The following is a 15,838-nucleotide window of genomic DNA, read 5'->3' on the forward strand; positions in this document are numbered from 1 at the left end:
GTAAAGTCTCAAACGTATTTCCTTTGATTATGTAAATGCTTTTGCTGCATATATTTCAGCAGGTCAGTGTAAACTAAATTTGATGAAACAAGAAAAATCTTAATGTTACTTAAAGATAAGCCTTGGGGCTTAAAATGATTATTCATGTGACTTAATGAATTTATTGAATTATATTTCCAGTAGTCACTTTTATCGGTTAATTTGGCTTATGTTTGCGCATGATAATATTGCCGAATGTCGGCTTTATGTTAGTAGCAGGCGGTATTGCAAGGGATATGGAACGGTTGGCGGCAACAGGCTATATTAAATAAGTAAATCTAATCATTTAGCCTTTGTGGGGAATTATTATGCACAGGTTTAATGACCGAATGCCCACAATGTTGAAAACTTGCATGCACAAATATTTCTCAATTTAGGTTATCAAATGAGTGAGTATCCGACATATCTGGTATTCTGCTTTTTGCGGGTACTTTGACGCACCATCAGGGTAGCTTGTTATTAGATTCTATAAAGTGAAGAAAAACTATGACAATTGCAAATCGTCCAATCCTCAATCTCGATCTTGATCTGTTGAGGACATTTGTAGCTGTTGCTGATTTAAATACGTTCGCTGCGGCTGCTGCTGCGGTGTGTCGTACTCAGTCGGCGGTAAGCCAGCAAATGCAACGTCTAGAACAACTCGTTGGAAAAGAACTGTTTGCCAGACATGGACGCAATAAATTATTAACTGAACACGGTATTCAGTTGTTGGGTTACGCACGCAAAATCCTTCGTTTTAATGATGAAGCCTGCACATCTTTGATGTATAGCAATGTTCAGGGTGGGATAACGATTGGCGCGTCAGATGATACGGCTGACACCATTTTACCCTTCCTGCTCAGTCGTGTGACATCCGTATATCCGAAGTTGTCTATTGATGTCCGCGTTAAACGCAGTCCTTTCATGTTGTCGATGCTCGAAAGTGAAGAAGTGGATTTGGCCATCACGACGATGACGAATACCGATCACCCGCACATCGTTCTGCGTACATCGCCCACACTCTGGTACTGCTCAGCTGATTTTGCGTATCCTTCCGGCGATAGTGTTCCGCTGGTGGTGCTTGATGAGCCAAGTCCGTACCGGATGATGGCAATAGAGCATCTGAGTCAGGCGGGGATCCCGTGGCGTATTGCTTATGTCGCCTCGACATTATCGGCAATTCGTGCGGCCGTGCGTGCGGGACTGGGCGTGACAGCCCGTCCTATCGAAATGATGAGCCCGGAGTTGCGTGTTTTGGGTGAACAGGATGGTTTACCACGTTTGCCGGATACGCAGTATGTGTTGTACAAAAATGCCCGTTGTGAAAATGAACTGGCAATGGCGATTTTCAATGCCGTTGAGCAAGGGAATGATCCATATTCTCTCAGTGCCTATGGTCCCCGTCCGGTAGCGGATGACGATCATGAGTTTCTGGCAGACTCTCAAAGTTAAGATAATCCCCCGGCTTTACCTTCCGCCTCCGTCTGACGGGGCGGGGGTAAAGGTTTCTCCCTCTTTAGAAGTAGCAAAATGATTACTTTTAGTGATTTTGTTTACTATCCTTTCTAAAACCCCTGTTTTGATTTGTTTACCTTCCGTGTCCCCCGTAACGACTGTTATCATCATCAACTATCACCGCAGTAAACCACGCAAAATGCTGGCTTTTCCAGGTTAAAAAAAAGCATAAAATTTTTCCGTAAATCGCTTGTCGTTTTTTGAAAATCAATAAAACTTGTTAAATGTATGGCTTTTTTTCTCTCAAAATTGACAGAACTCTGACATGGATCAAAAAAATAACCCTATTAAGAGAGTGGAAGCGGTGTCTATTCCTGCGACAATAGTAAAGTACGTAAGATGTCATCACTCCCGACACAGGCCCATGCTTTATCTCAGTATTTAACTGACACGATTTAGCTTAAGTTCCGGCGCATGATATGTTAATTAAATGATAAGCATGTAAACTAATGTGGAGATACTTTTGTCAAAGTTGACAAAAGGTTATAGAAAGGGGTAAAAAGCCCACAACAAATCACTGGCTTAATCCCTTGTTGAGCCGTGAACTGTGTGGTTTTTAATCCTTCCCTTGAATCGATGTGGTGCGCAAGCTGCCGACCTTACAGAGCAGATGCCAAAGTGCCACTTTTGATGAGTAAGCAATGAGTATGTCAACAGCCACTGAAGTCATCGCTCAACACTGGGCGTTCGCCGTTTTTCTTATCGTCGCAATGGGCATGTGCTGCCTGATGTTACTGGGCGCCGCGTTTCTTGGCGGGAGAGCCAGAGCGCGCTATAAAAACACGCCTTTTGAGTCAGGTATCGCCTCTGTCGGTACTGCCCGGCTGCGCCTTTCCGCCAAGTTTTATCTGGTCGCCATGTTCTTCGTCATTTTCGATGTTGAAGCCTTGTATCTCTATGCATGGTCAACGTCTATTCGCGAAAGCGGCTGGACCGGATTCGTTGAAGCCACCATTTTCATTTTGGTACTGCTGGCTGGTTTGTTCTATCTGGTGCGAATTGGCGCACTCGACTGGACACCAACACGTTCGAAAGGACCTGTTAAACCAAGCCCGGCGATTAATACCAACAGTCACCCTCAGTAAGCAGTCATAGCGAGGCATTAAGATGGACTATACGCTCACCCGCATAGACCCGGACGGTGAGAACGACCGTTACCCCCTGCAGTCTCAGGAGGTCGTCGGCGATCCTCTTCAGGAGCAGGTTAAACGCAGCGTCTTCATGGGAAATCTCCAGGAGTCACTGCATGGCATGGTGAACTGGGGTCGCAAAAACTCCCTTTGGCCCTACAACTTCGGTCTTTCCTGCTGTTATGTCGAAATGGTGACGTCATTCACTGCGGTGCATGACGTTGCGCGTTTTGGCGCAGAAGTGCTGCGTGCGTCACCACGCCAGGCTGACTTTATGGTGATAGCAGGAACCTGCTTCACCAAAATGGCTCCGGTTATTCAGCGTTTATACGATCAGATGCTGGAACCCAAATGGGTTATTTCGATGGGCGCCTGTGCGAACTCCGGCGGCATGTACGATATTTACTCTGTGGTGCAGGGCGTGGATAAGTTCCTGCCGGTCGATGTGTACATCCCGGGATGTCCGCCACGTCCGGAAGCCTACATGCAGGCTCTGCTGCTGTTGCAGGAGTCCATTGGTAAAGAACGTCGCCCGTTGTCATGGGTTGTTGGCGATCAGGGTGTTTACCGCGCGAATATGCAGTCTGAAAAAGAGCGTAAACGTGCTGAGCGTATTGCTGTGACAAATCTGCGTTCGCCGGACGAGATTTAACACTGCGGTCTGAGAGTCAACCCTGAGGGGGTATAAATATCCCCCTTACGGCATAAATGACCATTTAGTGTGGTGAAAAAAATATGACAGATTTGACGACGCAAGATTCCGCCCTGCCAGCATGGCATACCCGTGATCATCTCGATGACCCGGTTATCGGCGAATTGAGTAACCGTTTTGGGCCAGAGGCCTTTACTGTTCAGGCGACCCGTACCGGCATTCCGGTAGTCTGGTTCAAGCGTGAACAGTTACTGGAAGCGATTACCTTTTTACGAAAACAGCCAAAACCTTATGTCATGCTTTTCGATTTGCATGGCTTTGATGAGCGTTTACGTACACACCGCGACGGTTTACCGGCCGCGGATTTTTCCGTTTTCTACCATCTGCTCTCGGTTGAGCGTAACCGCGACATCATGATCAAGGTGGCATTATCAGAAAACGATCTTCATGTTCCGACCATCACCAAAGTGTTCCCGAATGCTAACTGGTATGAGCGTGAAACATGGGAAATGTTCGGTATTACCTTCGATGGCCACCCGCATCTGACGCGCATTATGATGCCGCAGACCTGGGAAGGGCATCCGCTGCGTAAAGATTATCCGGCGCGTGCCACTGAGTTCGATCCCTACGAACTGACCAGGCAGAAAGAAGAACTTGAGATGGAATCGCTGACCTTCAAGCCTGAAGACTGGGGCATGAAGCGCGGTACCAACAACGAAGACTTTATGTTCCTCAACCTCGGCCCTAACCACCCGTCTGCGCACGGCGCATTTCGCATCATCCTGCAGCTTGATGGTGAAGAAATTGTCGATTGCGTGCCTGACGTCGGTTACCACCACCGTGGTGCTGAGAAAATGGGTGAACGGCAGTCCTGGCACAGCTACATTCCTTACACTGACCGTATCGAATATCTCGGCGGTTGCGTAAACGAAATGCCTTACGTGCTGGCTGTTGAAAAACTCGCCGGTATCGTGACACCGGACCGCGTGAACACTATACGTGTCATGTTATCTGAGCTGTTTCGCATCAATAGCCATTTGTTGTACATCTCTACGTTTATCCAGGACGTGGGCGCGATGACCCCGGTGTTCTTCGCCTTTACCGATCGTCAGAAAATTTACGATCTGGTGGAAGCGATTACCGGTTTCCGTATGCACCCGGCCTGGTTCCGTATTGGTGGCGTTGCGCATGATCTGCCGAAAGGGTGGGATCGTCTGCTGCGTGAATTCCTTGACTGGATGCCAGCCCGTCTGGATTCCTATGTTAAAGCGGCGCTGAAAAACACCATTCTGATTGGCCGTTCCAAAGGCGTGGCTGCGTATAACGCAGATGATGCCCTGGCCTGGGGCACCACCGGCGCTGGCCTGCGCGCAACGGGTATTCCGTTTGACGTGCGTAAATGGCGTCCGTATTCCGGCTACGAAAACTTTGACTTTGAAGTGCCGACCGGTGATGGCGTCAGCGACTGCTATTCCCGTGTGATGCTGAAAGTAGAAGAACTTCGTCAGAGCCTGCGCATTCTGGAACAGTGTTACAAAAATATGCCGGAAGGTCCGTTCAAAGCAGATCACCCGCTGACCACGCCACCACCGAAAGAGCGCACGCTGCAACACATTGAGACCCTGATCACTCACTTCCTGCAAGTGTCGTGGGGGCCGGTTATGCCTGCGCAAGAATCTTTCCAGATGGTTGAAGCCACCAAAGGGATCAACAGCTATTACCTGACCAGTGACGGCAGCACCATGAGCTACCGCACCCGTGTCCGTACGCCAAGCTTCCCGCATTTGCAACAGATCCCGTCCGTAATCCGTGGCAGCCTGGTATCCGACCTGATCGTGTATCTGGGCAGTATCGATTTTGTAATGTCAGATGTGGACCGCTAACGATGACAGATATCAATAAAGACTCAGAAGTTCAGTACATCAATATCAGCGAGCCTGTTGCGCCGCCGGTATTTGTGCTGAGTGACGCTGAACGCGAAGCGATTGAGCACGAAAAACATCACTACGAAGATGCCCGCGCGGCCTCTATCGAAGCGTTGAAAATCGTGCAAAAAGCGCGTGGCTGGGTGCCTGATGGCGCTATCTACGCAATCTCCGATGTTCTGGGTATTCCTGCCAGTGATGTTGAAGGTGTGGCGACATTCTACAGCCAGATCTTCCGTCAGCCGGTCGGACGCCATGTGATCCGCTATTGTGACAGCGTGGTGTGCCACATCACCGGTTATCAGGGGATCCAGGCCGCACTGGAACAACAGTTGCATATTAAGCCGGGCGAAACGACCGAAGACGGACGCTTTACTCTGCTGCCGACCTGCTGTCTTGGTAACTGTGACAAAGGTCCGTCAATGATGATTGATGAGGACACGCACAGCCATCTGACGCCGGAAGCGATCGGCTCGCTACTGGAGCGTTACGCATGACATATATTCCCCGACACATTGAACGTACACCCGAGATGCATCCGCTGACCTGGCGTATGCGTGATGATAAGCAGCCCGTCTGGATCGACGAGTACCGCAGCAAAAACGGTTATGTGGGTGCGGAAAAAGCCCTCAAAGGCATGGCGCAGGAAGAAATCGTTAATCTGGTAAAAGACGCGGGCCTGAAAGGGCGTGGCGGCGCAGGTTTCTCCACCGGTCTGAAGTGGAGTCTGATGCCGAAAGACGAAAGCATGAACATCCGCTATCTGCTGTGTAACGCCGATGAGATGGAACCCGGTACTTATAAAGACCGCATGCTGATGGAACAAATGCCACACCTGCTGGTGGAAGGCATGCTGATTTCGGCCTTCGCGCTGAAATCTTATCGTGGCTACATCTTCCTGCGTGGCGAATACATTGAAGCCGCTGTGAACCTGCGCCGTGCAATCGAAGAAGCCAAAGCCGCTGGCCTGCTGGGTAAAAATATCCTGGGTACCGGTTTTGACTTTGAACTGATTGTGCATACCGGTGCCGGTCGTTATATCTGCGGTGAAGAAACGGCGCTCATCAACTCACTGGAAGGCCGTCGTGCCAACCCGCGTTCCAAGCCGCCGTTCCCGGCCTCTGCCGGTGTATGGGGTAAACCGACTTGTGTCAACAACGTCGAAACGTTGTGCAACGTACCTGCAATCCTTGAGCACGGGGTGGACTGGTACAAAGGTATTTCGGCGGGCAAAAGTGAAGATGCCGGCACCAAGCTGATGGGCTTCTCCGGCCGGGTGAAAAATCCGGGCGTCTGGGAGCTACCGTTTGGGACCACCGCACGTGAAATCCTTGAAGAGTATGCCGGTGGCATGCGTGACGGCCTGAAATTTAAAGCCTGGCAGCCGGGCGGGGCAGGGACCGACTTCCTGACCGCTGATCATCTGGATCTGCCGATGGACTTTGCCAGCATTGGTAAAGCCGGCAGCCGTCTGGGGACTGCGCTGGCCATGGCCGTTGATAATGAAATCGGCATGGTCCCGCTGGTGCGTAACCTGGAAGAGTTTTTCGCCCGCGAATCTTGTGGCTGGTGTACGCCATGCCGTGATGGTCTGCCGTGGAGTGTGAAAATTCTTCGTGCGCTGGAGCGCGGTGAAGGCCAGCCGGGAGATATCGAAACTCTCCAACAGCTTTGCCGCCAGCTTGGCCCGGGCAAAACCTTCTGCGCACACGCGCCGGGTGCCGTGGAGCCATTGCAGAGTGCGATTAAATATTTCCGGGAAGAGTTTGAGGCGGGTATCGCCAAACAGCATTTCAACAACGCACGCGCGATTGGCGGAATTCAGCCAAACAATCTGCTGAAAGAACGCTGGTAGTGAAGGCAACAGGCAGCGGACGTGAGCCCGCTGTGCGCGAATTCCCGGAACAAGGGACGCGCTGTCGAATGATATACGCCAACCCGGCAAGAATTTTTGATTAACGCCCACTAAGTGGGCCACGTGGAAGCATGCTGACTATGGCTACGATTCATGTAGACGGCAAAGAATACGATGTAGACGGAGCGGACAACCTGTTACAGGCTTGCCTCTCTCTCGGCCTCGATATTCCTTATTTTTGCTGGCATCCGGCGCTGGGAAGCGTCGGCGCTTGTCGCCAATGTGCGGTTAAGCAATACCAAAATGCGGAAGACACGCGCGGTCGTCTGGTGATGTCATGTATGACACCCGCGTCTGATGGCACCTTCATTTCCATCGATGACGGCGAAGCGAAAGAATTTCGTGAAAGCGTTGTGGAATGGCTGATGACCAACCATCCGCACGACTGTCCGGTGTGTGAGGAAGGCGGTAACTGTCACCTGCAGGATATGACGGTGATGACCGGCCACAGTATGCGCCGTTACCGCTTTACCAAACGAACCCATAACAACCAGGATCTCGGCCCGTTCATTTCTCATGAAATGAACCGCTGTATCGCCTGTTACCGTTGTGTCCGTTACTACAAGGATTACGCGGACGGCACCGATCTGGGCGTTTATGGCGCACACGACAACGTCTATTTCGGCCGCCCGGAAGATGGACCGCTGGAAAGTGAGTTCTCCGGTAACCTGGTTGAAGTCTGTCCGACCGGTGTTTTCACCGATAAAACGCATTCCGAACGCTACAACCGTAAATGGGACATGCAGTTTGCGCCAAGCATCTGTCAGCAATGTTCTGTTGGCTGTAACACCAGCCCGGGTGAACGTTACGGCGAACTGCGTCGTATCGAAAACCGTTATAACGGTACCGTAAACCATTACTTCCTGTGCGATCGTGGTCGTTTCGGGTATGGCTACGTGAACCTCAAAGATCGACCGAAGAAGCCATTGCAACTGCGGGGCAACGACTGGATCGAACTTAACGCTGAACAGGCGATGCAGGGCGCGGCAGACATTATCCGTCAGGCGAAGAAAACGATCGGTATCGGCTCGCCACGTGCCAGCCTTGAAAGCAACTTTGCCCTGCGTGAGCTGGTCGGCGCTGAAAATTTCTATACGGGTATCAACGCGGCAGAGCAGGGGCGTTTGCAACTGATGCTGAACATTCTGCGCAACAGCGGTGTGCGTACACCGGCGCTGCGTGAAATTGAAGATTACGATGCCGTTCTGGTGCTGGGCGAAGATTTAACCCAGACCGGTGCGCGTATCGCACTGTCTGTTCGTCAGGCTGTAAAAGGTAAAGCCCGCGCGATGGCAGCGGCTCAGCGTGTTGCCGACTGGCAAATCGCGGCTGTACAGAATATCGGTCAGCATGCCAAACATCCGTTGTTTATCACCAATGTGGATAACACGAAGCTCGACGATATCGCCGCTTACAATTACCGCGCCCCGGTTGATGAGCAGGCGCGTTTCGGCTTTGCTATCGCCCATGCGCTGGATAATTCTGCGCCAGCAGTCAGCGACCTTGCTGATGGTCTGAACAAGAAAATCGACGTGATTGTGCAGGCGCTGACCGGTGCACGCAAGCCGCTGATCATCACCGGTACAAGCGCCGGTTCAGATGCCATCATTGAAGCGGCTGCTAACATCGCGAAAGCGCTGAAAGGTGCAGGCAGCGATGTCGGTATTACCTTTGTGGCTTCCGCAGCTAACAGCATCGGTCTTTCGATGATTGGTGGCGGCTCGCTGGACGAAGCACTCGCGTTGCTGACCCGGGGTGAAGCCGACAGCGCCATCGTGATGGAAAATGACCTTTACCGTCAGGCGCCTGAAGCGGAAGTGAATGCGGCATTAGCTAACGTGCAGAACCTGCTGGTCGTTGACCATCAGCGCACGCGCATCATGGATCAAGCCAGCCTGATCCTGCCTGCGGCAAGCTTTGCGGAAAGCGACGGTACTTTGGTGAATCAGGAAGGCCGCGCTCAGCGCTTCTTCCAGGTTTACGATCCTGCCTACTACGACACTACCATCACCATGCTGGAAAGCTGGCGCTGGATGCATTCGCTGCATTCCACCATCAACAGCCGCCATGTTGACTGGACGCAACTGGATCACGTCATTCAGGCGTGTGTTGCTGCGTTGCCACAACTGACAGGCATTGTTGAAGCTGCGCCTGATGCCACTTTCCGTATTCGTGGTCAGAAACTGGCACGTTCTCCTATCCGTTCGAGTGGTCGTACTGCGGCACGTGCGAATATCAGCGTGCACGAGCCGCGTCAGCCGCAAGATAAAGACACCATGTTTGCCTTCTCTATGGAAGGAAACAACAGTCCGACAGCCCACCGCAATCAGATACCCTTTGTCTGGGCACCGGGCTGGAACTCCCCGCAAGCCTGGAACAAATTCCAGAGTGAAGTCGGTGGCAGCCTGCGCTTCGGCGATCCGGGTGTACGTCTGATTGAAGCTGGCGAAGCCCGTCTTGAATACTTCACCGCCATTCCGGCTGCGTTTACCGCACAGAGCGATAGCTGGCGCGTTGCGCCTTATTATCATCTGTTCGGCAGTGAGGAAATGACACAGCGTTCAAAGGTGATCCAGCAGCGTATGCCACAGGCGTATGTGATGGTTAACCCGGCAGATGCTGCACAGTTAGGCGTGAACGCAGGTTCACAGGTGGAGTTCACCTGTGCCGGTCAGACACTGAAATTGCCGGTTCGTCTGAGTGAAACATTGAACCAGGGCCAGGTCGGCCTGCCGCTGGGCTTACCGGGTATTCCGCCGGTGCTGGTTGGCGCAACGGTTGAAAATCTGCGGGAGGCAGCACAATGAGCTGGTTTACACCTGTCGTGATTGATTCGTTGATCGCCATTCTGAAAGCTGTCGTGATCCTGCTGGTCGTGGTGATTTGCGGGGCCTTCATGAGCTTCGGCGAACGCCGTTTGCTGGGGCTGTTCCAGAACCGTTACGGACCAAACCGTGTCGGCTGGGGCGGTTCCCTGCAGCTTGTGGCTGACATGATCAAGATGTTCTTCAAGGAAGACTGGGTTCCTAACTTCACCGACAAAGCCATCTTTACGCTGGCACCGATGATTGCGTTTACGTCCCTGTTGATCTCCTTTGCGATCGTTCCGGTCAGTCCGACCTGGTTCGCCGCCGATCTGAACATCGGTATTTTGTTCTTCCTGATGATGGCCGGTCTGACCGTCTATGCGGTGTTGTTCGCTGGCTGGTCCAGTAACAACAAATACTCGCTGCTGGGTGCAATGCGTGCCTCTGCCCAGACGCTGAGCTATGAAGTCTTCCTCGGTTTATCACTGATGGGCGTCGTGGCGCAGGCGGGTTCTTTCAATCTGCAAGACATCGTCAATTCGCAGGCGCATGTGTGGAACATCATTCCGCAGTTCTTTGGCTTCGTGACCTTTGCGATTGCCGGCGTTGCTGTTTGCCACCGTCACCCGTTTGACCAGCCGGAAGCCGAGCAGGAACTGGCCGATGGTTACCACATTGAATATTCCGGTATGAAATTCGGCCTGTTCTTCGTGGGGGAATACATCGGTATCGTGACGGTCTCCGCGTTGATCGTCACTTTGTTCTTCGGTGGCTGGCAGGGCCCGTTCCTGCCGCCGTTTATCTGGTTTGCGCTGAAAACTGCTTTCTTCATGGTGATGTTCATTTTGATCCGTGCTGCTTTGCCGCGTCCCCGCTACGACCAGGTGATGTCATTTGGCTGGAAAGTTTGCCTGCCACTGACGTTGCTTAATCTGCTGGCGACCGCTGCGGTCATCTTGTACAACGCGCAATAAGGGGTGATGAAACCATGACATTGAAAGACATAGTGGTCGGGTTCGGTACCCAGGTTCGCAGCTTGTGGATGATAGGCATGCATGCCTTCGCCAAGCGCGAAACCCAGATGTATCCTGAAGTTCCGGTTAACCCGCCTCCACGTTATCGTGGCCGTATCGTGCTGACGCGCGATCCGGACGGTGAAGAGCGCTGCGTTGCCTGTAACCTGTGTGCCGTAGCGTGTCCGGTAGGTTGTATTTCTCTGCAAAAAGCAGAAATGAAAGATGGCCGCTGGTATCCGGAATTCTTCCGCATCAACTTCTCACGTTGCATTTTCTGCGGACTGTGTGAAGAAGCTTGCCCGACAACAGCCATTCAGCTGACGCCGGACTTCGAGTTGGGTGAATTCAAACGCCAGGACCTGGTATACGAAAAAGAAGATCTGTTGATTTCGGGGCCGGGTAAATATCCGGAATATAATTTCTACCGGATGGCCGGTATGGCGATTGACGGCAAGTCGAAAGGCGAAGCTGAAAACGAAGCCAAACCGATCAACGTCAAAGGTCTGATGCCTTAAGGAGCCGCAAGCATGGAATTTGCATTTTATATTGCAGCCCTGGTGGCCGTGTTGGCGACATTGCGTGTGATCACGCATACCAACCCGGTTCATGCACTGCTGTACCTGATCGTCTCTCTGCTGGCGATTGCTGCGGTTTTCTTCTCGCTCGGTGCGTATTTCGCCGGTGCCCTGGAGATCATCGTGTACGCCGGTGCCATTATGGTGCTGTTCGTCTTTGTGGTGATGATGCTCAACTTGGGTAACGTGCAGGAGCAGGAACGTGCATGGCTTAAACCTGCCACCTGGATCGGACCTTCAATCCTGTCGGTCATCCTGCTGGTGGTGATGATCATGTCAATCCTCGGGTTGCATGCTCACGGTATCAAAGGCGACATGATTGATGCGAAAGCCGTCGGTATCGCGCTGTTTGGACCTTACGTTCTGGCGGTTGAACTGGCATCAATGTTGCTGCTGGCCGGTCTGGTCGTGGCATTCCATATCGGACGTGAACACAAACCAGGTGAAGTCTTTGGTGACGCACCGGTAACGACCGAAATGGCAACAAAAAGAAAAACGGAGGAGAGAGCATGATCCCTCTACAACATGGTCTTATTTTGGCCGCCATCCTCTTTGTGTTGGGGCTGACCGGGCTGCTGGTTCGTCGTAACCTGCTGTTTATGTTGATCAGCCTTGAAGTGATGATCAACGCAGCGGCGCTGGCGTTCATCGTGGCAGGAAGCTACTGGGGTCAGGCGGACGGGCAGGTGATGTACATTCTGGCTATCAGCCTGGCTGCGGCGGAGGCCAGTATTGGTCTGGCGTTGCTGCTGCAACTGTATCGCCGTCGCCACACTCTCAATATTGATACTGTCAGTGAGATGCGCGGATGAACTTACTCTATTTAACAATTCTGTTCCCGCTGATTGGCTTCCTGTTACTGGCCTTTTCACGCGGTCGCTGGTCTGAAAATACCTCCGCTACCGTAGGTGTCGGGTCGATTGGTCTGGCAGCGCTGACCACCCTTTATGTGGGTATCAATTTCCTCAGCCAGAAAGCGGCGGGCGTTGAAGTCTTTAACCAGAATCTGTGGAACTGGATGCAGGTCGGGGATTTCAATATTCCTGTCACGCTGACGCTCGATGGTTTGTCGATGACCATGCTGTCCGTGGTCACCGGCGTCGGTTTCTTCATCCACATGTTTGCTTCCTGGTACATGCGCGGTGAAGAAGGCTATTCACGCTTCTTTGCTTACACCAACCTGTTTATCGCCAGCATGGTCATTCTGGTACTGGCCGATAACCTGTTGCTGATGTACCTCGGCTGGGAAGGCGTGGGCCTGTGCAGTTACCTGTTGATCGGCTTCTATTACACCCATCCGGCAAACGGTGCGGCCGCAATGAAAGCATTCATTGTGACCCGTGTCGGTGACGTGTTCCTGGCTTTCGCATTGTTCATCCTGTACCGCGAACTGGGTACCCTGAACTTCCGTGAACTGATGATCCTGGCACCACAGAAACTGGCCGTTGGCGATACGGCTATCACCTGGGCAACCCTGATGTTACTGGGTGGCGCAGTGGGTAAATCCGCACAGCTTCCGCTCCAGACCTGGCTGGCAGATGCTATGGCTGGCCCGACGCCGGTTTCTGCGCTGATCCACGCCGCAACCATGGTGACCGCCGGTGTTTACCTGATTGCACGTACGCACGGCCTGTTCCTGATGGCGCCGGAAATTCTGCATCTGGTGGGCATTATCGGCGCGGTAACGCTGGTGCTGGCGGGCTTTGCTGCGCTGGTGCAGACCGACATCAAACGTGTTCTCGCGTACTCGACCATGAGCCAGATTGGTTACATGTTCCTGGCGCTGGGCGTTCAGGCGTGGGATGCCGCCATCTTCCACCTGATGACGCACGCGTTCTTCAAAGCACTGCTGTTCCTTTCTTCCGGTTCAGTCATTCTGGCCTGCCACCACGAACAGAACATCTTCAAAATGGGTGGATTACGTAAGTCCATTCCGCTGGTGTATATCTGCTTCCTGGTCGGCGGTGCTGCACTGTCCGCCTTGCCAATCATCACTGCGGGCTTCTTCAGTAAAGATGAAATCCTCGCGGGTGCGCTGGCTAACGGCCACCTGAATCTGATGGTTGCGGGTCTGGTCGGGGCGTTTATGACCTCGCTGTACACCTTCCGCATGATCTTCATCGTCTTCCACGGCGAAGAAAAAATCAAAGCACATGCGGGTAAAGGCATCACTCACCACCTGCCGCTGCTGGTGTTACTGGTTCTGTCCACCTTCATTGGCGCGATGATTGTTCCGCCACTGAAAGGCGTACTGCCGGATACCACTGAACTGGCGCACGGCAGTGTGCTGACGCTGGAAATCACATCAGGCGTGATTGCAATTGTTGGGATTCTGCTGGCGGCGGCCCTGTATCTGGGTAAACGCTCGCTGGTCAACAGCATTGCGAAAAGCGCACCGGGCCGTTTCTTCACGACCTGGTGGTTCCATGCCTGGGGCTTCGACTGGCTGTACGACATGATTTTCGTGAAACCTTATCTGCTGGTCGCGAAACTCCTGCAACGTGATCCGCTGAACTCAATGATGAATCTGCCTGCGCTGTTTGCCCGTCTGGGTAACCGTGGTCTGACTCTCAGCGAAAACGGCCAGGTGCGTTGGTACGTTGCGTCAATGGGGCTCGGTGCAGTGGTCGTTCTGGCGCTGCTGCTGGTGATTTAAGCCTGCATTCCAGGTGTAGTTATCAATGCCGGTCTGTTCCCGTAACGGGCCGGCAAGTGAAATAGCCTTCGGGCATAAAAGAAGGGAACGACACGCCATGCTATTACCTTGGCTAATATTTATCCCCTTTATCGGCGGGCTGCTGTGCTGGCAGACTGAGCGCTTTGGGAGCAAAGTACCGCGCTGGATCGCGTTGATTGCGATGGGGCTGACGCTGGCTCTTTCCGTGCAATTGTGGTTGCAGGGAGGATATTCATTAACGACGCCTGCGGGGATTCCGCAGTGGCAATCCGAGTTTTCGTTGCCATGGATCCCACGTTTTGGCATCAGTTTCCATCTGGCACTGGACGGTTTGTCCCTGCTGATGGTGGTACTGACCGGTTTGCTGGGTGTGCTGGCGATCCTCTGTTCGTGGCGTGAAATCCAGAAATATCAGGGTTTCTTCCACCTGAATTTATTGTGGATCCTCGGCGGCGTTATCGGCGTGTTCCTCGCCATCGACATGTTCCTGTTCTTCTTCTTCTGGGAAATGATGCTGGTGCCGATGTACTTCCTGATCGCTTTGTGGGGCCACAAAGCGTCAGACGGTAAAACACGTATCAGCGCAGCAACCAAATTCTTCATCTATACACAGTCCAGCGGACTGGTGATGTTGATTGCGATCCTCGGCCTGGTGTTTGTGCACTATAACGCCACCGGCGTGTGGACATTTAATTATGCCGACCTGCTGAAAACGCCAATGTCGCACGGTGTTGAATACCTGCTGATGCTCGGCTTCTTTATTGCCTTCGCGGTGAAAATGCCGGTTGTGCCATTGCATGGCTGGTTACCGGATGCACACAGCCAGGCGCCAACCGCAGGTTCCGTCGACTTAGCCGGTATCTTGCTAAAAACTGCGGCTTACGGGATGTTACGTTTCTGTCTGCCACTGTTCCCGGAAGCCTCACACCAGTTCGCCCCGATTGCTATGTGGCTGGGTGTGATTGGTATCTTCTACGGCGCGTGGATGGCCTTCTGCCAGACTGACATTAAACGTCTGATTGCGTACACCTCCGTTTCGCACATGGGCTTCGTACTGATTGCTATCTATACCGGCAGCCACCTGGCATACCAGGGCGCAGTCATTCAGATGATTGCACACGGTCTGTCCGCAGCCGGTATGTTCATCATCTGTGGTCAGCTCTACGAACGTCTGCATACCCGCGACATGCGTCAGATGGGCGGATTGTGGGGGCGTATTAAATACCTGCCAGCGTTGTCTCTGTTCTTCGCTGTCGCCACGTTAGGGATGCCGGGTACAGGTAACTTCGTTGGTGAATTCCAGATCCTGTTTGGCAGCTTCCCGGTTGTGCCGGTGATCACTGTCATCTCAACCTTTGGTCTGGTATTCGCTTCGGTTTACTCACTGGTGATGATGCAGCGCGCTTACTATGGCAAAGCAAAATCTGACGAACCGCTGCAGGGTATGACCTCACGCGAACTGTCGATCATCCTGTTGCTGGTGGTATTGCTGGTGGTGCTGGGCATCTTCCCGCAGCCAATTCTGGATACTTCGAGTGCTGCGATGAGTAACATCCAGCACGGGTTCGGGTCTTCAGTTTCCACTATTTCAACGACAAGGCCGTAACT

13 protein-coding genes are annotated in these 15,838 nt (G+C 52.6%); all 13 read left to right on the forward strand.

Translation table 11 applies throughout. From position 1 onward, the window contains the following. Positions 1-525: 525 nt before the first annotated feature. The 13 genes from lrhA (at position 526) to nuoM (ending at position 15,836) form a co-directional block, all read left to right on the forward strand. A complete protein-coding gene (lrhA, locus tag ETV65_RS07765; RefSeq protein ID WP_129952334.1) occupies positions 526-1,470 on the forward strand; it encodes a transcriptional regulator LrhA in 945 nt (314 codons plus the stop codon). A 704-nt stretch (positions 1,471-2,174) separates the two neighbouring features. Next, the gene (locus tag ETV65_RS07770) at positions 2,175-2,618 is read left to right on the forward strand and encodes an NADH-quinone oxidoreductase subunit A (protein ID WP_129952335.1); all 444 of its coding nucleotides are present in this window, start codon (positions 2,175-2,177) and stop codon (positions 2,616-2,618) included. 22 nt (positions 2,619-2,640) lie between these two features. Continuing rightward, on the forward strand, positions 2,641-3,315 hold the full coding sequence (locus ETV65_RS07775) for an NADH-quinone oxidoreductase subunit B (RefSeq protein ID WP_129952336.1): 675 nt from the start codon (positions 2,641-2,643) through the stop codon (positions 3,313-3,315). Positions 3,316-3,398: 83 nt separating this feature from the next. Then, on the forward strand, positions 3,399-5,198 hold the full coding sequence (gene nuoC / locus ETV65_RS07780; RefSeq protein ID WP_129952337.1) for an NADH-quinone oxidoreductase subunit C/D: 1,800 nt from the start codon (positions 3,399-3,401) through the stop codon (positions 5,196-5,198). Between the two features lie 2 nt (positions 5,199-5,200). Continuing rightward, positions 5,201-5,737, forward strand: coding sequence for an NADH-quinone oxidoreductase subunit NuoE (gene nuoE / locus ETV65_RS07785; protein WP_231576087.1), 537 nt, complete (start codon positions 5,201-5,203; stop codon positions 5,735-5,737). After that, a complete protein-coding gene (gene nuoF / locus ETV65_RS07790; RefSeq protein WP_129952338.1) occupies positions 5,734-7,095 on the forward strand; it encodes an NADH-quinone oxidoreductase subunit NuoF in 1,362 nt (453 codons plus the stop codon). The genes nuoE and nuoF overlap by 4 nt, the downstream gene beginning before the upstream one ends. A gap of 140 nt (positions 7,096-7,235) precedes the next feature. After that, a complete protein-coding gene (gene nuoG / locus ETV65_RS07795) occupies positions 7,236-9,962 on the forward strand; it encodes an NADH-quinone oxidoreductase subunit NuoG (protein ID WP_129952339.1) in 2,727 nt (908 codons plus the stop codon). Then, on the forward strand, positions 9,959-10,936 hold the full coding sequence (nuoH, locus tag ETV65_RS07800; protein ID WP_129952340.1) for an NADH-quinone oxidoreductase subunit NuoH: 978 nt from the start codon (positions 9,959-9,961) through the stop codon (positions 10,934-10,936). Before nuoG ends, nuoH begins: the two co-directional genes overlap by 4 nt. A gap of 14 nt (positions 10,937-10,950) precedes the next feature. Then, positions 10,951-11,493 carry an NADH-quinone oxidoreductase subunit NuoI gene (gene nuoI, locus ETV65_RS07805; protein ID WP_013574596.1) on the forward strand — a complete coding sequence of 181 codons (543 nt, stop codon included), beginning with the start codon at positions 10,951-10,953 and terminating at the stop codon, positions 11,491-11,493. Between the two features lie 12 nt (positions 11,494-11,505). Further along, positions 11,506-12,066, forward strand: a complete 561-nt coding sequence (gene nuoJ, locus ETV65_RS07810; protein ID WP_129952341.1) for an NADH-quinone oxidoreductase subunit J — start codon at positions 11,506-11,508, stop codon at positions 12,064-12,066. Next, the gene (nuoK, locus tag ETV65_RS07815; RefSeq protein ID WP_004936014.1) at positions 12,063-12,365 is read left to right on the forward strand and encodes an NADH-quinone oxidoreductase subunit NuoK; all 303 of its coding nucleotides are present in this window, start codon (positions 12,063-12,065) and stop codon (positions 12,363-12,365) included. Before nuoJ ends, nuoK begins: the two co-directional genes overlap by 4 nt. After that, the gene (gene nuoL, locus ETV65_RS07820) at positions 12,362-14,209 is read left to right on the forward strand and encodes an NADH-quinone oxidoreductase subunit L (protein WP_129952342.1); all 1,848 of its coding nucleotides are present in this window, start codon (positions 12,362-12,364) and stop codon (positions 14,207-14,209) included. The genes nuoK and nuoL overlap by 4 nt, the downstream gene beginning before the upstream one ends. A 97-nt stretch (positions 14,210-14,306) precedes the next feature. After that, entirely contained in the window at positions 14,307-15,836 is a 1,530-nt protein-coding gene (nuoM, locus tag ETV65_RS07825; protein ID WP_129952343.1) for an NADH-quinone oxidoreductase subunit M, read from the forward strand. Positions 15,837-15,838: the final 2 nt, after the last annotated feature.

The organism is Rahnella sp. RFA10(1/100), assembly GCF_004195115.1.
Lineage (GTDB): Bacteria > Pseudomonadota > Gammaproteobacteria > Enterobacterales > Enterobacteriaceae > Rahnella > Rahnella perminowiae.